The 20,565-nt window shown below is 72.0% G+C and carries 21 protein-coding genes; 15 read left to right on the top strand and 6 right to left on the bottom strand.

Features of this window, described 5'->3' with window-relative positions; genetic code table 11:
• Positions 1 to 96: 96 nt before the first annotated feature.
• From ACWEV0_RS20740 to ACWEV0_RS20710, 7 genes are all read left to right on the top strand, one after another.
• Positions 97 to 330, top strand: a complete 234-nt coding sequence (locus ACWEV0_RS20740; RefSeq protein WP_453150853.1) for a Flp family type IVb pilin — start codon at positions 97 to 99, stop codon at positions 328 to 330.
• Positions 327 to 1,001, top strand: a complete 675-nt coding sequence (locus ACWEV0_RS20735; RefSeq protein ID WP_453150852.1) for a pilus assembly protein TadG-related protein — start codon at positions 327 to 329, stop codon at positions 999 to 1,001. Before ACWEV0_RS20740 ends, ACWEV0_RS20735 begins: the two co-directional genes overlap by 4 nt.
• Positions 1,002 to 1,074: 73 nt before the next feature.
• Positions 1,075 to 1,605 (top strand): hypothetical protein, encoded by a 531-nt coding sequence (locus ACWEV0_RS20730; RefSeq protein WP_453150809.1) that lies wholly within the window; start codon positions 1,075 to 1,077, stop codon positions 1,603 to 1,605.
• Between the two features lie 10 nt (positions 1,606 to 1,615).
• The gene (locus ACWEV0_RS20725) at positions 1,616 to 2,224 is read left to right on the top strand and encodes an OmpA family protein (protein WP_453150808.1); all 609 of its coding nucleotides are present in this window, start codon (positions 1,616 to 1,618) and stop codon (positions 2,222 to 2,224) included.
• 21 nt (positions 2,225 to 2,245) lie between these two features.
• Positions 2,246 to 3,457, top strand: coding sequence for a hypothetical protein (locus tag ACWEV0_RS20720; protein WP_453150807.1), 1,212 nt, complete (start codon positions 2,246 to 2,248; stop codon positions 3,455 to 3,457).
• Between the two features lie 272 nt (positions 3,458 to 3,729).
• Positions 3,730 to 4,140 (top strand): hypothetical protein, encoded by a 411-nt coding sequence (locus ACWEV0_RS20715; protein ID WP_453150806.1) that lies wholly within the window; start codon positions 3,730 to 3,732, stop codon positions 4,138 to 4,140.
• Between the two features lie 11 nt (positions 4,141 to 4,151).
• Positions 4,152 to 5,252, top strand: coding sequence for a hypothetical protein (locus tag ACWEV0_RS20710; RefSeq protein WP_453150805.1), 1,101 nt, complete (start codon positions 4,152 to 4,154; stop codon positions 5,250 to 5,252).
• 113 nt (positions 5,253 to 5,365) lie between these two features.
• Here ACWEV0_RS20710 and ACWEV0_RS20705 read toward each other — a convergent pair whose 3' ends face one another.
• Complete coding sequence (locus ACWEV0_RS20705) at positions 5,366 to 5,731, bottom strand: DUF192 domain-containing protein (RefSeq protein ID WP_453150803.1); 366 nt, start codon at positions 5,729 to 5,731, stop codon at positions 5,366 to 5,368.
• A gap of 38 nt (positions 5,732 to 5,769) precedes the next feature.
• Between ACWEV0_RS20705 and ACWEV0_RS20700 the strand changes: the two genes are divergently transcribed.
• Both ACWEV0_RS20700 and ACWEV0_RS20695 read left to right on the top strand, forming a co-directional pair.
• Positions 5,770 to 6,507, top strand: a complete 738-nt coding sequence (locus ACWEV0_RS20700; RefSeq protein WP_453150851.1) for a prepilin peptidase — start codon at positions 5,770 to 5,772, stop codon at positions 6,505 to 6,507.
• A gap of 172 nt (positions 6,508 to 6,679) precedes the next feature.
• Positions 6,680 to 8,050 (top strand): DUF2079 domain-containing protein, encoded by a 1,371-nt coding sequence (locus ACWEV0_RS20695; protein WP_453150850.1) that lies wholly within the window; start codon positions 6,680 to 6,682, stop codon positions 8,048 to 8,050.
• A 280-nt stretch (positions 8,051 to 8,330) separates the two neighbouring features.
• Here ACWEV0_RS20695 and mgrA read toward each other — a convergent pair whose 3' ends face one another.
• Complete coding sequence (gene mgrA / locus ACWEV0_RS20690) at positions 8,331 to 9,368, bottom strand: L-glyceraldehyde 3-phosphate reductase (protein WP_453150802.1); 1,038 nt, start codon at positions 9,366 to 9,368, stop codon at positions 8,331 to 8,333.
• Positions 9,369 to 9,479: 111 nt separating this feature from the next.
• On the opposite strand from mgrA, the gene ACWEV0_RS20685 reads away from it, so the two are divergent.
• From ACWEV0_RS20685 to ACWEV0_RS20665, 5 genes are all read left to right on the top strand, one after another.
• Positions 9,480 to 10,241, top strand: coding sequence for an isoprenyl transferase (locus tag ACWEV0_RS20685; protein WP_451607708.1), 762 nt, complete (start codon positions 9,480 to 9,482; stop codon positions 10,239 to 10,241).
• A gap of 300 nt (positions 10,242 to 10,541) precedes the next feature.
• Entirely contained in the window at positions 10,542 to 11,867 is a 1,326-nt protein-coding gene (locus ACWEV0_RS20680) for a PhoH family protein (protein WP_451607709.1), read from the top strand.
• A gap of 369 nt (positions 11,868 to 12,236) precedes the next feature.
• The gene (locus tag ACWEV0_RS20675) at positions 12,237 to 12,932 is read left to right on the top strand and encodes an aggregation-promoting factor C-terminal-like domain-containing protein (protein ID WP_453150801.1); all 696 of its coding nucleotides are present in this window, start codon (positions 12,237 to 12,239) and stop codon (positions 12,930 to 12,932) included.
• Between the two features lie 112 nt (positions 12,933 to 13,044).
• A complete protein-coding gene (locus ACWEV0_RS20670) occupies positions 13,045 to 14,553 on the top strand; it encodes an AI-2E family transporter (RefSeq protein WP_453150799.1) in 1,509 nt (502 codons plus the stop codon).
• Positions 14,550 to 15,245, top strand: a complete 696-nt coding sequence (locus tag ACWEV0_RS20665; RefSeq protein WP_453150798.1) for a hypothetical protein — start codon at positions 14,550 to 14,552, stop codon at positions 15,243 to 15,245. Before ACWEV0_RS20670 ends, ACWEV0_RS20665 begins: the two co-directional genes overlap by 4 nt.
• Before the next feature lie 74 nt (positions 15,246 to 15,319).
• Here ACWEV0_RS20665 and ACWEV0_RS20660 read toward each other — a convergent pair whose 3' ends face one another.
• Positions 15,320 to 15,853 (bottom strand): alkyl hydroperoxide reductase, encoded by a 534-nt coding sequence (locus tag ACWEV0_RS20660; RefSeq protein ID WP_386865860.1) that lies wholly within the window; start codon positions 15,851 to 15,853, stop codon positions 15,320 to 15,322.
• 2 nt (positions 15,854 to 15,855) lie between these two features.
• Positions 15,856 to 16,410, bottom strand: a complete 555-nt coding sequence (locus ACWEV0_RS20655) for a peroxiredoxin (protein WP_453150796.1) — start codon at positions 16,408 to 16,410, stop codon at positions 15,856 to 15,858.
• A gap of 134 nt (positions 16,411 to 16,544) precedes the next feature.
• On the opposite strand from ACWEV0_RS20655, the gene ACWEV0_RS20650 reads away from it, so the two are divergent.
• The gene (locus ACWEV0_RS20650) at positions 16,545 to 17,495 is read left to right on the top strand and encodes a LysR substrate-binding domain-containing protein (RefSeq protein WP_453150795.1); all 951 of its coding nucleotides are present in this window, start codon (positions 16,545 to 16,547) and stop codon (positions 17,493 to 17,495) included.
• On the opposite strand, the gene ACWEV0_RS20645 is transcribed toward ACWEV0_RS20650, so the two are convergent.
• Positions 17,492 to 19,480 (bottom strand): FAD-dependent oxidoreductase, encoded by a 1,989-nt coding sequence (locus ACWEV0_RS20645; protein WP_453150794.1) that lies wholly within the window; start codon positions 19,478 to 19,480, stop codon positions 17,492 to 17,494. The genes ACWEV0_RS20650 and ACWEV0_RS20645 overlap by 4 nt on opposite strands.
• A gap of 80 nt (positions 19,481 to 19,560) precedes the next feature.
• Positions 19,561 to 20,565, bottom strand: a 1,005-nt coding sequence (locus ACWEV0_RS20640; RefSeq protein WP_453150793.1) for an ABC transporter permease, incomplete at its 5' end; no start/stop codon positions are given.

Raw genomic sequence — 20,565 nt, 5'->3', positions numbered from 1 at the left:
AGGTGACTACCGAGCGTGATTGGGCCTACGGACCCTGTGAACACCGGCCCCACCCGGCGTACCCTGCCCGAGTCGCCGGACTCGGAGGGGAACACGATGAACGAGGCGCTGCTGAAGGCCCTGACCAAGGCCAAGGTGCGGGTGGGAAGTTGGGGCGCCACGAGGCGCAACGGAGACCGCGGGCAGACGGCGGTGGAGTACCTGGGGATCATCGTGGTGGTGGTGGCGATCGTGGTCGCGATCTCCGGGACGAGCATCGGGCAGGACATCAAGAACGCAATCGCCACGAAGATCGCCAGCCTGACCGGAGGTGGCGGAGGCCAGCACTGAGTGGCCGCGGGGGAGACTCGGGGCAGGCATTCCCCGTCTACGTCACGGTGATGGCAGGACTTCTCTTCCTGGCGTTCGTCTACTTCGCGGTCGGGCAGGCGGCCGTGACCCGAAGTGGCGGGCAGACGGCGGCTGATGCTGCCGCGCTGGCGGCGGCTCAAGATGCTCGGCGGCAGCTGCGGGACGGCTGGCTCGACGTGATCCTGGATCCCGAGGCATGGGACCGGTACCTGCACGGTGAGGCGTATGGATCCGGCCGAGCCTGCGAGAAGGCGGCCGATTTCGCCGCGGACAACGGCGCAGAGCTCTGGCAGGACGGCTGCACGTCCCAGCGCGCGGGCGGGCGGGAAGAGTTCCGCGTGCAGATCCGCACACTCGGCACCGTAGGGCGATCTCTGGTTCCCGGTACGGAGCGGCAGCATGCCACCGCGACGGCAACGGCGGTCCTCGAACCTCGTTGCTACTTCGACGCGCCGGAGCCCACTCCGCCTCCAACCCCCACCACGCCCACGCCGACGGGCTCGGCCACCCCCGACCCGACGCCCACGCCCAGCCCCGAACCCGAACCGATCACCGGCCTCGTCTGCGACGGCGTCGAGTGGACGATCGACCCCGAAGACCCCAGGCTGCCCGACGCGGCCGATCTCTTCACTGTCCGACTGGTCGACTGACGAGCGAAGGACTCTGTTTCCCATGAGTGTGCGGCATGTAATGAAGTCCGGCAGAGGAGTGGCCGCTGTGGCCGTGACTGCCGGACTGGTCCTCGCCCTCGCGGGCTGCGGTAGTGAGGAGAAGCCGCCGCAGACCAAGCCGGCAACGACCACCCCGGTGTCCAAGGGCGGAGAAGGCAACGTCCAGCCGCAGTCCGAGGCGCCGACCGAGCCCATCGCCGTGCTCAAGGGCCAGGAGGGTCTCGAACTCTCCGTCGTCTCGGCCAAGCGCGATCAGGGCGGCTTCGTCACCGTCAGCGGCAAGCTGACGAACACGGCGAGCGATACGCGCATCATCCCCGCGCAACTCGGCGGCAACGAGACCGAGATCATCAAGCACGGCAACTCCTTCGGCGGGGCCACCCTCGTCGACTCCGTGGGCAAGAAGCGGTACTACGTGCTGCGCGACACGGACGGGCGCCCGCTCACCACCACCGACTTGTCCAGTCTTGCCGCGGGCGCCTGGAGCAACGTCTTCATGCAGTTCCCCGCCCCACCCCCCACCACCACCGAAGTCTCCCTCCAACTCCCCACCTTCACCCCCGCCACCATCAAGCTCTCCTGAGAGCGCCGCCATGACCTCCACACGCCGCCGCCTCGCCGCCCTCGCCGCCGGTCTCGTCCTGGTTTCGGCCTCCGCCGTGACGGCGTATGCCGACGATCCGCCCGGGGCCGCCTCCACCGGCGCGCCTCTGCCCGCCATCGACACCAACTCGCCCGCGCTGATGCTGCCCGACGGCGCCACGCTCGCGCCGCCCAAGGTGCTCGACATCAAGCAGATCGTCGAGGAGGAGGGCGGCGAGCAGCGGCGCGAGGACACGAACGTGGACGTGACGTTCGCGCTGCAGGCCGAGGTGCTGTTCGGCAAGGACAGCGCCAGGCTCAGCCCGTCCGCCGCCGCCCGTATCGCCGCCATCGCCGCGGAGATCAGGAAGCAGGGCTCGGGCCGGGTGCGCGTCTTCGGGTTCACCGACGACCTCGGGACGTACGAGCACGGGCTGAAGCTGTCCAAGGAACGCGCCGACGCCGTGCAGCAGGAGCTCGCCAAGAGCCTGGACGCGGGGACGACGTACGACATCCGCGGGTACAGCGAGGACTACCCGATCGCGGACAACGCCACCGAGGAGGGCCGCAAGAAGAACCGCCGGGTCGAGGTGTCCTTCCCCCGCACCTCCGGCGGGTAGCGGGGCGCGATGCGCACGGTCATGGCAGCCGCGCTCGGCATCGGCGTCCTCGGGGCGCTCGGCGTCCACGCGGGGAGCAGCAGCCCGCCCGCGTACCGCACCGCGCCCGACGCCCGGCCCGTCGGCGACGGTGCGGTGCTGCCGGGGCCGGGCACGTACACCGACGGCATCGCGAAGGGCGAGACGCGCACGTACCGGGTGCGCCTCGACGGCACCTCGAACGTCTACCTCTCCGCCGTCCTCGCCCCCGCCCCCGGCAAGCCGGTCGACGTCGTCGACGGACTCTCCCTCTCCCTCCGCACCGCGGACGGCCTGCCGTGCGGCATGCACACCGACGTCCGGTTCTACGGCGACACCGCCCGGCCCATCGCCGACTACGTCAGCCGGCGCGTCGAACCGGGACGGGACTGCCAGGAGCCGGGGGAGTACGAGTTCGTCGTCGAGGGCGTCGGGCGGGCGGAGGGTTCGGCGGCGCGGCGGACCGTCGAGCTGGGGTACGTCGTCGAGCCCGCGCCCGACGAACCGGCGCCGCCCGCGCCGACCGCGTGGCGCACCGAGCCACCGGCCGGGCTGGGCACGGGGCCGGCCCGCACGGCCCACGGCGGCACCGGCTTCAACGACGCCGCCGGCCTTTCCGGTGACGGCGGCACCTGGCGGGACGAGCTGCGGCCGGGCGAGAGCCGCTTCTACCGGGTGCCGGTCGCCTGGGGCCAGCAGCTCTTCGTACGGGCTCGGTTCGGCAACGCGGCCGCGCCGCCCGGGCGGCCCGCGCTGCCGGACGGGCTGCGGCTCGCGCTGTACAACCCGGCGCGGGGCGCCGTCGACGAGACCAAGGGCCTCTACACCGGCGAGCCCGCCACCCTCTCCCTGGCCACCGCCCCGGCCGCCTACGCCAACCGCTCCACGGGCACCACGAACGCCGTCGGCGCCATGCGCTTCGCCGGCGACTACTACGTCCAGGTCACCCTGGACCGCGCCGCCCCCGCCCCCGTCCTCGTCTCCCTCGACCTCGCCCTCACGCCACCGTCCACGGGTGCGAAACCCGCCTCCGCTCCCGTACGCGCCCCGGATCCCGTCCTGCGTGTCATCGGCATCGCGGGCGTCACCACCGGCACCGTCCTCGTCGCCGGACTCGGCGCCTGGCCCCTGGTCCAGAGGGCCCGCCGTCGTACCCAGGGGCGCCACGCTCGCGGGGCGGCGGAGATGGAGAGGGAGAGCGCTCGGAGGGGGTGAGCCCCTCGGCCGCCTGGACCGGAAGCAGCACCCCGCCCGCCCCCCCCGGCCCCCCGGTGAGCCTCCCCAACTCGTACATATGAGCAACGATCCACGGAAGAGCGACACTTCGCATCCCCTGTGGAAAACTCCGCGAAAGGCATCGTCAGGAAAGCGCAAAAGCACCGCTAATCGGTGACATCGGTCACCTCGGAACGGGCATCCTGATCAAGGAGCCGGCCCTCACGCGCTCGCACGAGCGAGCTCCCCAGCGCATCCGAAACGGGCAGCCGATGACCACCCCTACCCCCACCCCCAGCCCCACTCCCCTCCCCGTCGCCACCCCCAGCGTGCAGCTCGTCAGCGACCTCGTCGCCCGCGTCCCCGGGTTCCGCGGCGCCTATGACGCGCACGTCTTCAGCCAGGGCAGTGTCCAGCCGCACGTCTTCTTCTGGGCCGTCGTCCAGGACACCGTCCGCTCCTTCCTCCACCAGGAGCCGGCCGAGGCCGGTGCCGTCGACTGGCGGGGCACCCTCGACTTCCTGGAGGAGCAGAGCCGCCGCGGAGTCGTCGGCGTCGACGAGGTCATCGTCACGTCCTTCCTCGGTGACCTGCCCCACCCCCACGAGCCCGGCCACGCGATCGTCGGGCAGCTCGGCCCCGTCATGACCGCCCGGTTCCAGCGTCTTCGTCCAGGCGGCTGATAATCGAGCGCATGTCCCGCTCCACCCCGCGTCACCACCTGCCCCTCGCCCTCGGCGGCTACGCCGCCACCCGTCTCCTCGGGCTCGCCGTCCTCGCCATCGCCGCCGCGGTCACCGGCGAGGACGGGCTGCACCGGCTGAAGGGGCGCTGGGACGCGGTCTGGTACACGCGGATCGCCGAGCACGGATACGGCTACGAGGTCACGCTCCCCAACGGCAGCGTCCACGCCGACCTCGCGTTCTTCCCGCTCTTCCCCGCCCTGGAGCGGGCGGTCGCCGCCGTCCTCCCCGTCGACGCCGCCACCGCCGGGCTCCTCGTCTCCTGGGCCGCCTCGCTCGCCGCCGCCTGGGGCATCTACGAGGTCGGCGCGCACGTCGCGGGGCGGCGCACCGGGGTCGTACTGGCGGTGTTGTGGGGGGTGTATCCGACGGCGTTCGTGCAGTCGATGGCGTACACGGAGACGCTGTTCACCGCGCTCGCCGCCTGGTCGCTCCTCGCCGTCCTGCGGGACCGCTGGATCCTCGCCGGGACGCTGTCCGTGTTCGCGGGGCTCACCCGGCCGACGGCCGCCGCGCTGATCGCCGCCATCGGGATCACCGCCGTGGTGACGGTCGTACGCGAACGGCGCCTGCGGGCCCGCCTCGTCGTCGGCGTGCTGCTCGCGCCGCTCGGCTGGCTCGGGTACGTCGTGTACGTCGGGGTCCGCCAGGGCGGCGCGACGGCCTACTTCGACGTGCAGGCGGCCTGGGGCAACTCCATCGACGGCGGTGTCGCGCTCGCCCGCTTCATCGCCGGGCTGCCGTGGCCGGCGGCGCTCGGCCTCTGTCTCGTGCTCGGGCTGCTCGGCTGGCTGATCGTGCTGTGCGTGCGGCAGCGGCAGCCGCTCCCGCTGCTCGTCTACACGGTCGCCGTCGTCGTCATCTCGCTCGTCGGCGCCGCCTACTTCGGTTCCCGGCCCCGTCTGATGATGCCCGCGTTCGGCCTGCTGCTGCCGCCCGCCGCGGCCCTGGCGCGGCTCCGGACCCGTACCGCCGTGCCCGTCCTCACCGGACTCGCGCTCGCCTCCGCCGCGTACGGGGCGTTCACGCTCCTCGGCGCCGGTCCGCCGTGACGGTCACGCCGGCGTCGCTCGCCTTCGCCGCGTACGGGGCGTTCACGCTCCTCGGCGCCGGTCCGCCGTGACGGTCACGCCGGCGTCGCTCGCCTCCGCCGCGTACGGGGCGTTCACGCTCCTCGGCGCCGGTCCACCCTGACGGTCACTCCGCGCCGCAGGCCCCAGCCCGCCATCGTGCCGCCCTCCGCCTCCAGGACGTGCCGGCCGCGCCACCGCACCATGCCGAGCCGGCCCGGCCGCATGGTGACCACGTCGAGGACGGTGAACGAGCGGTCGAGATAGGCGATGTCGAGGGTGAAGCGCATGCCGAAGGTGTGGATGCTGTTCGTCGGAGTGATGAGCAGCGCGCCGTCGATGCCGTCGCGGCCGAGCAGCCCCCGCCGCCGCGCCTTGTAGGAGGCGGCGATCTCCAGAGGCACCGGACCGCCGTCCGGTGTGTCCAGCCACCCCAGCCCGTCCCGCCAAGTCCTCCCCATGCGTACGACAGTAGCCCTAGGGTCGGCCCGTGGACGCCTTGTCGATCGCCCTCGTCACCGCCGCCGCCCTGTGGGGCGCGGCGGCCGGGCTGTTCGTCCCCCGGGCCGCGTACCGGCTCGCCGTCGCGCCCGACGAGCCCTGGCGGGACGCCTGTCCGGCGGGCCATCCCTTCGCGGGGCCGGCGCGGGGCTGGCTCGGCGGCCCCGGGCGCGCCGGCTGCGCGACCACGCGGGCGCCGCTCTTCGCGCCGCTGCTCACCGCGCTCGCCTGCGCCGCGCTCGCCGCGGCCACCGGCGGCCCGCGGCCCGAGCTGCTCGTCTGGCTGCTCGTCACCCCCTTCGGCACCCTCCTCGCCGTCGTCGACGCCCGCGTCCACCGGCTGCCGGACCCGCTGACGCTGCCGCTCGCCGCCGTGCTGCCGCTGCTCCTCGCGTTCGCCGCGCTGCTGCCGTACGCGGCCGGTTCCTGGCTGCACTCCCTCCTCGGCGCCCTCGCGCTCGGCGGCGGCTACCTCGGACTCTTCCTCCTCCATCCGGACGGCATGGGCCTCGGCGACGTGAAGCTGGCCGTCCCGCTCGGCGCGGCCCTCGGCTGGTACGGCTGGGGGGTGCTGTTCGCGGGGGCGTTCGCCGGGTTCCTGCTCGGGGCGGTGTACGGGCTCGGGCTCGTCCTCGCGCGCCGGGCCGGGCGCGGCTCGGCGATCCCGTTCGGACCGTTCATGATCGTGGGCGCGCTCCTGGGGCTGCTGCTCGGCGCGTTCACCGCCCTGCCGTGAACGGCCCGCCCTAGCATCAGCCCATATGCGGACAATTGATACGGAATTGACCCCATATGCGCCGGCGCCGGCTGCGGCAAGGGAACGACAGCGGGCCGCCCTCCTCCCCTGGACCTGGGCCGCCGCCCTCTGTCTCCTCTACGCCACCGTCGCCGTGCGCCGTCACCAGCTCATGCGCACCACCGGCTACGACCTCGGCATCTTCGAACAGGCCGTCCGCGCCTACGCCGAGCTCCGCGCCCCCGTCGTGCCCCTGCGCGGCGAGGGCTTCAACCTCCTCGGCGACCACTTCCACCCGCTGCTCGCCGCCCTCGCCCCGCTCTACCGCCTCTTCCCCTCGCCGCTCACCCTCCTCGTCGCCCAGTCCGCGCTCCTCGCGCTCGGCGCCGTACCGCTGACCCGCTGGGCGGTCCGCGCCGTCGGCCCGCGCGCCGCCCATGCCGTCGCCGCCGGATACGGGCTGAGCTGGGGCATCGCGTCCGCCGCCGCGTTCGACTTCCACGAGGTGGCCCTCGCCGTACCGCTGCTCGCCTGCTCCCTCGAAGCGCTCGGGCGACGGCGCTGGCGGGCCGCCGTCGCCTGGGCCGCGCCGCTGCTGCTCGTCAAGGAGGACCTGGGGTTCACGCTCGCCGCCGTCGGCGCGTACATCGCCCTCAAGGGCCCGCGCCGGCTCGGCCTCGCCACCGTCGCCGCCGGGCTGCTCGGCTCGGCCCTGGAGATCGAGGTCGTCCTCCCCGCCCTCGCCCCCACCGGCGGCTACGCCCACGGCGGCCAGCTCGCCGCCGCGCACGGCTCGCTGCTCTCCGCGCTCGCGCACGCCCCGCTCGACCTGCTGCGGCCCGACGTCAAGGCCACCACCCTGATCCTGGTCTTCGCCCCGTCCGCGCTGCTCGCCCTGCGCTCACCGCTCGCGCTGATCGCGCTGCCCACGCTCGGCTGGCGGATGGCGTCGGAGAACGTCTTCCACTGGGGCACGGCCTTCCACTACAGCGCGATCCTGATGCCCGTGGTCTTCGCCGGGCTGCTCGACGTCCTCGGCCGGGAGAGCCGGGAGAGCCGGGAGAACCGGGAGGGCGACCGGCGCCAGGTCCGGGCCGCGCTCGCCACCGTCCTCGCCGTGACCGCCGTGCTCATCCCGTCCTTCCCGCTGGCGCAGCTCGCCCAGCGGGCCACCTGGCACACCACCCCGCACCTGGAAGCGGCCCGGGCGCTGCTGGCGAGGATCCCCGACGGCGCGACCGTCGCCGCCTCCAACCGGCTCGCCCCGCAGCTCACCTCCCGCTGCACGGTCGTCCTCTTCCCGACCTTCCCGGTCGGCGGACGGCTCTACGAGTACCGGCGCAAGGATCTGCCACCGCCCACGGCCGAATGGATCGTCCACGATCCGGAGGCCCCCGAGGCGTGGCCGTACCGGCGCGGACACTGGCCCTACCCCCTGGAACAGCAGGACGCGGAGCTGGCCGCCGCCCGGCGCACGTACGGCTACGAGCTCGTCGCCCGCCGTGACGGCATCACACTGCTTCACCGGCGAAGCGCCCCCTGACCTGCGGCCCCGCCCCCTCGCCGCGTCAACCGTGCGACCCGTGACCGGGGTCCCCCGTGGGAGGTACGGATTACGCCGCCACGCCCGGGCGCAAACCCGCCACGGGCCGCTACAGCCCTTGTGCCGCCTGGCCTCCGAGCGAATCGGCGGCGACCGGTCGGCGCGCGTGGCGCACAACACGGTTAATGAAGGGTTATGGTGGAAACCCCCCCTCGGGCCGGTCCGTATCCCCCCCACGGACCGGCCCGTTTTCTTTCCCCACCCGCACCGGGGGAGCGGCTCAGCCCCGCCCGGCCCAGATGTTGGTGCCCTCGGTGTCGACGGCGAACGCGTCGATCTCCTTCAGCTCCTCCTCCGTCAGCGGAGCCCCGTGCAGCGCCGCCACGTTCTCCTCCAGCTGCGCCACGCTCGACGCGCCGATCAGCGCCGACGTCATCCGCTCGTCCCGCAGCACCCACTTCAGCGCCAGCTGGGCCAGCGACTGGCCGCGCCGCTCCGCGATGTCGGCGAGGCCGCGCAGCCGGCGCAGCACCTCGTCGGAGAGCAGGTTCGGGTCGAGGGACTTGCCCTGGGTCGCGCGCGAGCCCTCCGGGACGCCCTTGAGGTACTTGTTGGTGAGCAGGCCCTGCGCCAGCGGCACGAAGGAGATGCAGCCCATGCCGGCCGCCTCCAGGGTGTCGAGGAGGGCGTCCTCCTCCGTCCACCGGTTGATCATCGAGTACGAGGGCTGGTGGATCAGGGCCGGGACGCCCATCTCCCTGAGGATCCCCGCGGCCTCGGCGGTCTGCTCGCTGGTGTACGAGGAGACGCCCACGTACAGCGCCTTGCCCTGCTGCACGGCGGAGGCGAGCGCCCCCATCGTCTCCTCGAGGGGCGTGTGCGGGTCGAAGCGGTGCGAGTAGAAGATGTCGACGTAGTCGAGGCCCATCCGCTTCAGGGAGGCGTCGAGCGACGACATCAGGTACTTGCGGGAGCCCCACTCGCCGTACGGCCCGGGGTGCATCAGATAGCCGGCCTTCGTCGAGACGATCAGCTCGTCCCGGTACGGCGCGAAGTCCTGCGCGAAGATCTTGCCGAAGTTCAGCTCGGCGGAGCCGGGCGGCGGGCCGTAGTTGTTCGCCAGGTCGAAGTGGGTCACGCCCAGGTCGAAGGCGCGGCGCAGGATCGCCCGCTGCGAGTCGAGCGAGCGGTCGTCGCCGAAGTTGTGCCAGAGGCCGAGCGAGATCGCGGGGAGCTTGAGCCCGCTGCGGCCGGTGCGCCGGTACTCCATGGCGTCATAACGGTCCGCGGCGGCGCGGTACAGGGGGGAATCAGTCACGTATCTCTGCTTATCACGGACTTGTGACAGTCCCGGGCTGGGAGCTCGTTACCCGTCCGCAGTAATGTGGCGGCTTCGGGGGGCCGACACTGCATGGAGGGGTAAAGAACAGTGAACCTGCGCGACCTGGTGTACGGGCTCTACGCACGCCGGGTGGAAGGCCGCCTCGATCACGCCCAGGTGCCCAAGCACATCGGCGTCATCCTCGACGGCAACCGCCGGTGGGCCAAGGCCAGTGGCGGCACCCCGGAGCAGGGTCACAAGGCCGGCGCGGACAAGATCCAGGAGCTGCTCGGCTGGTGTGCCGAGACCGACGTCGAGGTCGTCACGCTCTGGATGCTCTCCACCGACAACCTGAACCGCCCCGAGGAGCAGCTCCTCCCGCTGCTCGGGATCATCGAGGACGCGGTCCGGGCGCTCGCCGCCGACGGCCGCTGGCGGGTGCACCACGTGGGCACCCTCGACCTGCTGCCGGCGCACACCCAGTCCGTGCTCAAGGAGGCCGAGCAGGCCACCCTCGACAACAAGGGCATACTCGTGAACGTCGCCGTGGGCTACGGCGGCCGGCAGGAGATCGCGGACGCCGTCCGCTCCCTGCTCCTCGACCACGCCGAGCGCGGCACCAGCTTCGAGGAGCTGGCCGAGGTCGTCGACATCGACCTGATCTCCGAGCACCTCTACACCCGCGGCCAGCCCGACCCGGACCTGGTGATCCGCACCAGCGGCGAGCAGCGACTGTCCGGTTTCATGCTGTGGCAGAGCGCGCATTCCGAGTACTACTTCTGTGAGGTGCACTGGCCGGCCTTCCGCAAGGTCGACTTCCTGCGTGCGCTGCGCGACTACGCGGCCCGGCACCGCCGTTTCGGCAACTGAGGGCCCTTCGGCCCCCTCCGTCACCCTCTGTTCATGAACACGCCGTCATATGCCATGGCATGACGGCGTGTGTTCGAGGGCATATCCCATGTGAAGTGAGCGGCACGGAGACCGCCACCCGGGAGGCCCTTTGCACCAGGACGACCGTGCGGGACGCGCACGGGAGAAGCGGAGGGCCGGAGCTCGGCCCGCGCATCGTGGCCTGAGCCCGGTCCCATTCCGCCGCGACATCGGTTCCGCGGTCCGCGGAGCCGTCGCACCCCGACCTCTCAGGGGTCGACAAAGGGGGTCTGTCCTTCCGTGGTGACCAGCACTAAGCGCCGCTTGTCCGACAGGCGCACCTATGTTCTCGACACCAGCGTCCTGCTGGCCGACCCCAGCGCGATGTCCCGCTTCGAGGAGCACGAAGTCGTGCTGCCGATCGTCGTGGTGACCGAGCTGGAGGCCAAGAGGCACCACCCCGAACTCGGTTACTTCGCCCGGCAGGCGCTGCGCCTGCTCGACGACTTCCGGGTGCGGTACGGGCGCCTCGACGCACCGCTCCCCATCGGGGAGCTGGGCGGCACCCTGCGTGTCGAACTCAACCACTCGGACCCCAGCGTCCTTCCGGCCGGCTACCGGCTCGGCGACAACGACTCCCGGATCCTCGCCGTCGCCCGCAACCTCCAGGCCGAGGGGTACGACGTCACGGTCGTCTCCAAGGACCTGCCGCTGCGGATCAAGGCGTCGTCGGTGGGCCTGCTCGCCGAGGAGTACCGGGCGGAGCTCGCCATCACGGACTCCTCCGGCTGGACCGGGATGACCGAGATCGGGCTGTCCGCCGACCAGATCGACATCCTCTACGACCAGGAGACGCTGTACGTGCCGGAGGCGGCCGAACTGCCGGTGCACACCGGTCTCGTGCTGCAGTCCGAGCGCGGCAAGGCGCTCGGCCGCGTCACCTCCGAGGGCAACGTCCGGCTGGTGCGCGGCGACCGGGAGGCCTTCGGCATCCGCGGCCGCAGCGCCGAGCAGCGGATCGCGCTCGACCTGCTGCTCGACCCGGACGTCGGCATCGTCTCCATGGGCGGCCGGGCCGGCACCGGCAAGTCGGCGCTCGCGCTCTGCGCCGGCCTGGAGGCGGTCCTGGAGCGCCGCCAGCACCAGAAGGTGATGGTGTTCCGTCCGCTGTACGCGGTCGGCGGGCAGGAGCTCGGCTATCTGCCGGGCACCGAGGCCGAGAAGATGAGCCCGTGGGCGCAGGCCGTCTTCGACACCCTGTCGGCCGTGGCGGGCCGCGAGGTGATCGAGGAGGTGCTGCAGCGCGGCATGCTGGAGGTGCTGCCGCTCACCCACATCCGGGGCCGCTCGCTGCACGACGCGTTCGTCATCGTGGACGAGGCCCAGTCCCTGGAGCGGAACGTGCTGTTGACCGTTCTGTCCAGGATCGGGGCGAATTCCCGGGTGGTGCTCACCCATGACGTCGCCCAGCGCGACAACCTGCGGGTGGGCCGGTACGACGGAGTCGTCGCCGTCGTAGAGAAGCTGAAGGGCCATCCGCTCTTCGCGCACGTCACGCTCACCCGCTCCGAGCGCTCGCAGATCGCCGCGCTCGTGACCGAAATGCTGGAGGACGTCCAGATCTGACCCGTATCGTCCGGCAGTTGGCGCCGCCCGGCAAAGCGCGAGAGCTTAGCCGGGCGGCGTCGCGCTGTCGCCCGTATACGCCAAATCCCGTGCGTCCACCCAGGTGTGAGCTTTCACACGCAACGTGGAATTGCCTTGCGGCGTCGCCGTCCGGCAGAGTCTTGCTTCCGTCAGGCCCCGCATACGGCACACGTGCACCTTCAGGGGTGCAGCACCACACAACTCAACAGCCGTTCGCCGTATGCCGCCCACAGCACCACGGGCCCGTGTCTTCTGTGACCCACTAGTCATCTAGTAACGGAGACCAGCGCCAGGGGCACGATTTCGCCCGCGTGGTCACGCGTGCGGGTGATTGTGGAAGGAAACCGTGTGAGCCGGATCTCGGTCCGGGGATTCGCGGTGGCTTCGGCCACTGCGGTCACCACTGTCGGCGCCATCGCCGGTGTTGCCTCGGGCAACGCCGCGCAGCCCTCGGACGACAACTTCGAGGCCACCGCGGCCGACACGACGCTGCTCGCGGACATCCCCGCGGGCGAGCAGGCCCAGGTACAGGTCTCCTCGCTCTCGGAACAGGCCGACGTCCAGGCCGCCGCCGCCGACTCCCTCGCGCGCAAGTCCGCCGAGGAAGCCGCCCGCATCCAGGCCGCCAAGGACGCCGAGGCCAAGAAGACGGCCGCCGACAAGGCCGAGAAGGAGCGCAAGGAGGCCGAGGCCGAGCGCGCCAGCCGGTCCGCCCTGCGCGACGCCTCGAGCTTCGCCGCCCAGGGCTCGTACTCCATCTCCGACGTCAAGGCCATGGCCCGTCAGATGATGGCCGGCGACCAGTTCACCTGCTTCAGCAACATCGTGAGCCACGAGTCGGGCTGGAACTACCGCGCCACCAACGCCTCTTCCGGCGCCTACGGCCTCGTCCAGGCCCTCCCGGGCTCCAAGATGGCCTCCGCCGGCGCCGACTGGCAGACCAACCCGGCCACCCAGATCAAGTGGGGCCTCAGCTACATGAACGGCCGTTACGGCAGCCCCTGCGGCGCCTGGTCGTTCTGGCAGGCCAACCGCTGGTACTAGGACCGGCAGCGGCCTCCGCTCAACCCTTCGAAGCCCCTCACCGTCTTCCGGTGAGGGGCTTCGCCCGTAGGTAGGTGTAGTTTCGAGGACCCGAGGGGGGAGAGGGAAGAGCATGTCGAGACTGCCAGGATGGCTGAACCGGCTGGGCAGCGGCCTGAGCCGGATGGGCGAACGCCTTGAGGAACGCCGCGCGGCGGCCGGCCGCGAGGACCCGTCGGCTCCGCCGTACGCCGTGCCGGAGCCGTACGCCGCCGTGGACCCGGCCCGCCTGGCCACCGGACACGGCCTCGACCGGGACCGGGACCTGGGCCTCGCCCCCGCGCCGGAGCCGGTCGCCGAGCCGGCCCCCGCGGCCGCCCCGGACCCGGCGGCGACGCAGCAGCCGGCGACGCAGCAGCCGGACACGCCCGCCGCCTCCGCCTCCGTACCCGCGCCCCCCGCGTACGCACCCGCCGTCGCCGCCCGCCCCGACCCCGTCGCCGCCATCCCCTGGGGCATGCGCGTCGCCGCCGAGGCCGGCTGGCGCCTGCTCGTCCTCGCCGGCACCGTCTGGGTCCTGATGAAGGTCATCAGCTCCGTCCAGCTGGTCGTCCTCGCCTTCGTCGCCGCCCTCCTCATCACCGCGCTGCTCCAGCCCACCGTCGCCCTGCTGCGCCGCAAGGGCCTGCCGCGCGGCCTCGCCACCGCCATCACCGCCGTCTCCGGCTTCGTGATCATGGGCCTGGTCGGCTGGTTCGTGGTCTGGCAGGTCATGGACAACGTCGACAACCTGTCCGACCGCGTCAAGGACGGCATCGAGGAACTCAAGCACTGGCTCCTCGACAGCCCCTTCCACGTCACCGAGCAGCAGATCAACGACATCGCCAAGAACCTCAGCGAGGCCATCGGCGCCAACGCCGAGCAGATCACCTCCGCCGGACTCCAGGGCGTCACCGTCATCGTGGAGGCCATGACCGGCATCCTGCTGGCCATGTTCTGCACCCTCTTCCTGCTCTACGACGGGAAGAAGGTCTGGGAGTGGACGCTCAAGCTGGTGCCCGCCCAGGCCCGGCCCGGCGTCGCCGGCGCGGGCCCGCGCGCCTGGCGCACCCTCACCGCCTACGTCCGCGGCACCGTCCTCGTCGCCCTCATCGACGCCGTCTTCATCGGCATCGGCCTGTGGTTCCTCGACGTCCCGATGGCCGTGCCGCTCGCCGTCTTCATCTTCCTCTTCGCCTTCATCCCGCTCGTCGGCGCCGTCGTCTCCGGCGCCCTCGCCTGTGTCGTCGCCCTCGTCACCAACGGCGTGTTCACCGCGCTGATGGTGCTCGTCGTCGTCCTCGCCGTACAGCAGATCGAAGGCCACGTCCTCCAGCCGTTCATCCTCGGCCGGGCCGTCCGCGTCCACCCGCTCGCCGTCGTCCTCGCCGTCGCCGCCGGCGGACTCACCGCCGGCATCGGCGGCGCCGTCGTCGCCGTCCCGCTGGTCGCCGTCCTCAACACCGTGGTCGGCTACCTCCGCGCGTACAGCACCGAACAGGCCCTGCGCGCCACGCCCGAACCCCGCGGCGCCACCGCCTTCGAAGTCGCGCCCACCCCGGCGCCCGGCTCGACCGACCGCCTCCCGGGAGTGGACGCGTGATCTCCGAACCCGAACTCGTCGGCGGCCCCGCCTTCCCCGCCGCCGGCCCTCCGCCGTTCCTCGCGCAGGAGCCACCCCGGACGCCCCGGGCTCGCCGCCCCTGGCTGTGGGCGCTCGGCGGCGCGGCCGTCGCCTCCGCCGTCTGGGCCGGCGGGCTCTACGCGTACGAGCGCGGCGACGCCGCCGGCCCCGACCTCGGCGGCTACCGCACGGACCGCGACCCCTGCAAGGCGGCGAAGCTGGAGGGCCTGACCTCGGCCATCGGCCCCCGCGAGACCGGCGAGCGGGCCATGCACCAGGAGCCGTACAAGGTGGAGCAGCCCGCCCTCTTCTCCTGGAGCTGCTCCGTCTACCTCAAGGGCAAGAAGGCCCCGTACGAGGTGAGCATCGACTACCGGCTGCACCGGGTCACCGACCCCCGACCGGAGTTCGAGGCCCTGCGGTCCGACCCGGGCGGCCTCGGCGGAGGCGACTGGATCGCCGGCCTCGGGGACATGGCCTACGCCGGCGGACCGCTGGGTGACACCTCGCTCGAAGTCCTCGACGGGCAGGCCGAGCTCAGCCTCAACGTCCGGGCGGAGGAGATCGACGAGCATGGCATCCCCCGCGAGGTGCCGAAACTGGACCCGGCCGCCATGCGGACGTATCTCGTCGAGGACATGAGGCAGCTGATGGCCGCGCTGAAGAAGTAGGCGGCGGCACGGGCACGACGAAGGCCCCGGGGTTCTGGGAACCCCGGGGCCTTCGTCGTGCTCTGCGGCGGGCCCTACTCGGCCAGGACCGCCTCGGCGTCCAGCGTCACGCCGACCGCCTGGATGACCGCGGCGATCTTCACGGCCTCCTGGATCGTCTCGCGGTCGACACCGGCCTTGCGCAGGACCTGCTCGTGCGAGTCCAGGCACTGGCCACAGCCGTTGATCGCGGACACGGCCAGCGACCACAGCTCGAAGTCGACCTTCTCGACGCCCGGGTTGCCGATGACGTTCATCCGCAGACCGGCGCGCATCGTCCCGTACTCCGGGTCCGACAGCAGGTGCCGGGTCCGGTAGAAGACGTTGTTCATCGCCATGATCGCGGCGGCCGACTTCGCGGCCTGGTACGCCTCGGGCTTCAGGTTGGCCTGGGCCTCCGGCTCCAGCTCCTTCAGCACCTTCGGCGAACGCGAGGCGATGGCGCAGGCGAGCACCGTGCCCCACAGCTGCTGCTGCGGCAGCTCGCTGTTGCCGATCACCGAACCGAGGTTCAGCTTGAGGTCCTTGGCGAAGTCCGGTACGGCGGCCTTCAGCTCATCGAGCGCCATGCTCACTCACCGGCCAGCAGCGCGGCCGCGTCGAGGGTGTCCTCGCCCTTGTTCCAGTTGCACGGGCACAGCTCGTCGGTCTGCAGGGCGTCGAGGACCCGCAGGACCTCCTTGGGGTTACGGCCGACGGAGCCGGCGGTCACCATGACGAACTGGATCTCGTTGTTCGGGTCGATCACGAACACGGCACGCTGCGCGAAGCCGTCGGCACCCTCGACACCGCAGTCGCGCATCAGCTCGTGCTTCGAGTCGGCCAGCATCGGGAAGGGCAGGTCACGCAGGTCGGCGTGGTCCTTGCGCCAGGCGTGGTGCACGAACTCCGAGTCACCGGAGACGCCCAGGATCTGCGCGTCACGGTCGGCGAACTCGTCGTTCAGCTTGCCGAACGCGGCGATCTCGGTCGGGCAGACGAAGGTGAAGTCCTTCGGCCAGAAGAACACCACGCGCCACTTGCCCTCGTAGGACTTGTGGTCGATCTGCGCGAACTCCTTGCCGCTCTCCAGCGACACGCAGGCGGTCAGGTCGTAGGTGGGGAACTTGTCACCGACAGTGAGCACGCGCTCTCCTTGCAGGGTCGGAAGGGTCCCTTTTGGGGTCTTCCGTGAGGGGTTGGACGTCTCACATCCTGACACGGGGGCCATTGATCAGTGAAATAGCTAGACTCGGTCGCGTTGATCGAAGGTGGTTATCAGTGATTCCGGTGCGGCGTGTGAAGCAGCCCAGTCTGTCCCAGCTCAGAGCGTTCGCGGCGGTCGCGGAGCATCTGCACTTCCGCGATGCGGCGGCGGCCATCGGGATGAGCCAGCCGGCGCTGTCGGGCGCGGTCTCGGCTCTCGAAGAGGCACTCGGCGTGCAGCTCCTCGAGCGTACGACGCGGAAGGTGCTGCTCTCGCCGGCGGGGGAGCGGCTTGCCGTGCGGGCGCACGCGGTGCTCGACGCGGTGGGGGAGCTGATGGAGGAGGCGGAGGCGGCGCAGGCGCCGTTCACCGGGGTGCTGCGGCTCGGGGTGATTCCGACGGTGGCGCCGTATCTGCTGCCGACGGTGCTCAGGCTCGTGCACGGGCGGTATCCGGAGCTGGATCTGCAGGTGCACGAGGAGCAGACGTCGTCGCTGCTCGAAGGTCTGGCGGCGGGACGGCTCGACCTGCTGCTGCTCGCGGTGCCGCTGGGGGTGCCGGGGGTGACGGAGCTGCCGTTGTTCGACGAGGACTTCGTGCTCGTGACACCGCAGGGGCATCCGCTGGCGGGGCGGGCGGACATTCCGCGGGCGGCGCTGCGGGAGCTGAGGCTGCTGCTGCTCGACGAGGGGCACTGTTTGCGGGACCAGGCGCTCGACGTGTGCCGGGAGGCGGGGCGTACGGAGGGGGCGGCGGTGACGACGACGGCGGCCGGGCTGTCGACGCTGGTGCAGCTGGTGGCGGGCGGGCTCGGGGTGACGTTGCTGCCGCGCACCGCGGTGAAGGTGGAGACGGCCCGAGACAGCGCGCTGTTCACGGGGGACTTCGCGGAGCCGGCGCCGTCGCGGCGGATCGCGCTTGCGATGCGGACGGGGGCGGCCCGCCAGTCCGAGTTCGAGGAGCTGGCGGGCTCGCTGCGGGAGGCCATGGAGGGCCTTCCGGTGAGGATCGTCCCTGGGGTCTAGCCGGTGTGGACCTTCAGGGCCGTGCGTACGGCGGACTCCAGGGCGCCCTCGATCCAGGCGGGCTTGATCGAGGTGTGGTCCCCGGCGAAGTGCAGCGGCCCCTCCGAGCCGGGGACGTCGGGGAAGAGCTCGGTGTGCTGGCCGGGGAGGAGGACGGACGCCTCCCCGTAGGCGTAGTGGTCGCGCATCCACGACTGGGTCTTGCCCTTGCCGGTGAAGAAGACCTCGCAGCGGCGGCCGAAGACGGCCTGGACGCCGGCGAGGGCGCGCAGGTACCGCTCCTCGTCGGCGTAGGCGTCCCACTTGAGGGCGTCGTCGGCCCAGCTGTAGGAGGCGAGGACGATGCCGCCGTCGCTGCCCTCCATCGGGTGGGCGTGCTCGAAGTAGAGGAAGCGGTTGGCCCAGTCGGTGACGGAGCCGCCGCCGCGGACGTGGGCGGCCTCGGGGTCGCGGGCTCGGGCCGGGCGGAAGGGGCCGAAGCACTCCTTGAGCTCGGGCGGGACCGTCACGCCGAGGGCCTTCACCGACTTGTGGGCGCCGAGGTGCCGGGCGTCCCCGACCCGGCCGCGCCGGTACTTCGCGTACAGCCCCGGCTCGATGGAGTTCAGCGCCTCCTCCCACTGCGCCTCGGTGAACTCCCACCAGCGCTGCGAGAACTCGAGGAGCACCTTGGTCGCGGCGTCGTAGTGCAGCTCGAAGACGGCCCGGCGCTTGCCGTAGGACAGCGGCGGGTCGAAGGTCACGTGCCGCAGGCCGGAGAACGGCACGGTGATGACGGCCTCGTCGCCCTCGAAGACCTCGGTGACGCCGCCCTTTCCGGTCTGGCAGTTCTCCGAGACGGTGTGCACCCGGACCTTGCCCGCGTGGCGTTCGACGCGCACGGCGCGCCGGTCGAGCCGCACCTTGCTCTTCACGGGCGCGTAGAGCGCGTCGACGAGCTTCGCCGTACCGCCCTTGATCTCCCAGAACTTCGTCTTGGGGTCGATGAGCGCGGCGGACAGGAAGCTGTGGACGAAGGAGAGGTGCAGGCGGGAAGTGAGGTTCTGGATGGTGCCGACGAGGTCGATGGTGCGGGTGTCGAGCTTCGCGGACTCGGTGAGGTAGCGGTACATGGACCAGTGGCCCCACCGCTTCAGGACCTCGGCCCAGCCCTCGACGAGCTCCGTGCCGTGCTTGCCGCGGACGAGGAGGTGGGCGGGTTCCAGGGCCTCGGCGAGGATCGCGGCGGCGGTCATGTCGCTGAACTCGGCGGGGACGCCGAAGGTGTCGTTGACCCGCGCCGGGTTCTTCTCGTAGTCGGCGCGGCGCTCGTGGATGCCGTTGACGTGGATCCAGGTGCGGTTGGCGCGCTTGGCGGGGTTCTCGACCTCGACGTCGACGAGGAGGAACTCCTGCACGGGCAGGGCGTGCTTCTTGAGCAGCTCCATGAGCAGCGGGTGGCTCTCGGGCAGCCGCATGGCGCCGGCCTCGGCGTACTGCCTGGGGTCGGCGAAGGGCTGGGCGCCGTTCTCGTGGCCGCCCTTGCGGAAGGTCTTGATGCGGCCGCCGACGCGGTTGCCGTTGGCCTCGATGACGGTGACGTCGTGGCCGGCGCGGTTGAGCAGGTCGGCGGCGAGGAGTCCGGCGGGGCCGGCGCCGACGACGAGGACGCGCTTGGTGGGGCGGCCCTGGGCCGGGGGCAGGCCGCCGCGGACGATGTCGAGGTAGGCCGGGACGAGGGGGTGGTCGTGCTCGTCGTAGACGGCGATCGCGCGGGCGACGGTGGTGTAGGCGGCGGGGTCGGTGCCGGGTGGTGGCGCGAGGGAAGGGGCGGCGCCCGGGTTCAGGGCCACCGCGGGTGCGGCGGCGGTGAGTCCGGCGGCGAGCGCCGTGGCGCCGGTGGCCGTGACCACGGCGCGCCGCGTGGGCGGCACGCCGTGGTGCGGGGGTGAGGACTGAGTGTCGGGAGTGGTCAGGTCCGGGTTGCTCAGGTCATGAGGAGTCATCGCCGATCACCCTGGGCGGCGGACCACTGCCGTAGCGAGCCCGTTCACACGGACGTGGAGCTAAACCACTCGTACGGTGATCACTCGGTTCGCAGGCCGTCGGCGCGCATCATCCGCCACAGCAGCGGCAGGCTCAGCAGCGTGACGAGCAGGATCAGCGCGGCCCCGACCCCGGTCACCGGCAGGAACACCCACCAGTCCTCCACCTGCTTGCCGATCATCCTCAGGAGCAGCACGCCGAGTCCGAGTCCGCCGGCCACCGACAGCGTCATGCCGAGCACGATCGGGACGGCCGTCTGCCAGAGCACCGACCAGCCGAGGGTGGTGCGCCGGGTGCCGAAGGCGACGAGCGAGGACAGCAGCCGCTTGCGTTCGCGCAGTTGCTCCAGGGTGGTGACCAGGAGCGAGGCGGCGACGAGCAGCATGGTGAGCGTGGCGCCGGCCAGGATGCCGGTGCGGACGCTGCTGAAGCGCCCGTCGCGTTCGAGGTTCTGCAGGGTGATGACGCGGGTGAGCGGGTCGAGGGCGGCGGCCGTGTTCCGTACGTGCTCGGCGGCGTCCGGCACCGCCGGGTCGACGCGGATCATGGCGCCGGCCTCGGGGTGTTCGAGCCGGGTGGCGTCGATGGCCTTCGGGGTGGCGAGCACGCCGAACTGGATCCGGCCCATGGGGTCGTGGCGCGAGTCGACGTAGCGGGCGGTGGCCGGAATGCGCCAGGTCGGCAGCGGGGCGGACCCGGCTGCCCGGCGGGGCCGCGGTTCGCGCAGTGCGACGACGGCTCCGGGCCGGGCGGTCCGCTTGACCCAGGCGTCCTCCGGTCCCTCCTCGCCGTGCGCGAGGGCGACGAAGACGTCGCCGTCGGCGCAGGACGGCAGGTGGGCCAGCTCACTCAGGGAGGCGCAGTCGCCGACGGCGACCGAGGTGATCGGCCCGACCTCGTCGCCCTTCTTCAGCTGCCCGGGCCAGTAGACGTTCGACTCGATGGTGCCGATGACGCCGGTGACGCCCTGGGTCCGCCTGAGCGCGTCGATGGCGCGCCGGGCGTCGTCGCCGCCGGGGGCGGCGACCCCCGGAGACCAACTCGG

The organism is Streptomyces sp. NPDC003943, assembly GCF_053605265.1.
The sequence above is the reverse complement of the archived record's forward strand: the minus strand, read 5'-3'. Positions and strand labels throughout refer to the sequence as shown.

What these genes read in the sequence shown, in the direction of transcription:
- ACWEV0_RS20720 (WP_453150807.1), top strand. Translation starts at nt 2,246, where the DNA reads ATGGCAGCCGCGCTCGGCATCGGCGTCCTCGGGGCGCTCGGCGTCCAC.
- ACWEV0_RS20660 (WP_386865860.1), bottom strand. Translation starts at nt 15,853, where the DNA reads ATGGCGCTCGATGAGCTGAAGGCCGCCGTACCGGACTTCGCCAAGGAC.
- ACWEV0_RS20715 (WP_453150806.1), top strand. Translation starts at nt 3,730, where the DNA reads ATGACCACCCCTACCCCCACCCCCAGCCCCACTCCCCTCCCCGTCGCC.
- ACWEV0_RS20710 (WP_453150805.1), top strand. Translation starts at nt 4,152, where the DNA reads ATGTCCCGCTCCACCCCGCGTCACCACCTGCCCCTCGCCCTCGGCGGC.
- ACWEV0_RS20705 (WP_453150803.1), bottom strand. Translation starts at nt 5,731, where the DNA reads ATGGGGAGGACTTGGCGGGACGGGCTGGGGTGGCTGGACACACCGGAC.
- ACWEV0_RS20670 (WP_453150799.1), top strand. Translation starts at nt 13,045, where the DNA reads ATGTCGAGACTGCCAGGATGGCTGAACCGGCTGGGCAGCGGCCTGAGC.
- ACWEV0_RS20645 (WP_453150794.1), bottom strand. Translation starts at nt 19,480, where the DNA reads ATGACTCCTCATGACCTGAGCAACCCGGACCTGACCACTCCCGACACT.
- ACWEV0_RS20695 (WP_453150850.1), top strand. Translation starts at nt 6,680, where the DNA reads ATGCGCACCACCGGCTACGACCTCGGCATCTTCGAACAGGCCGTCCGC.
- ACWEV0_RS20725 (WP_453150808.1), top strand. Translation starts at nt 1,616, where the DNA reads ATGACCTCCACACGCCGCCGCCTCGCCGCCCTCGCCGCCGGTCTCGTC.
- ACWEV0_RS20740 (WP_453150853.1), top strand. Translation starts at nt 97, where the DNA reads ATGAACGAGGCGCTGCTGAAGGCCCTGACCAAGGCCAAGGTGCGGGTG.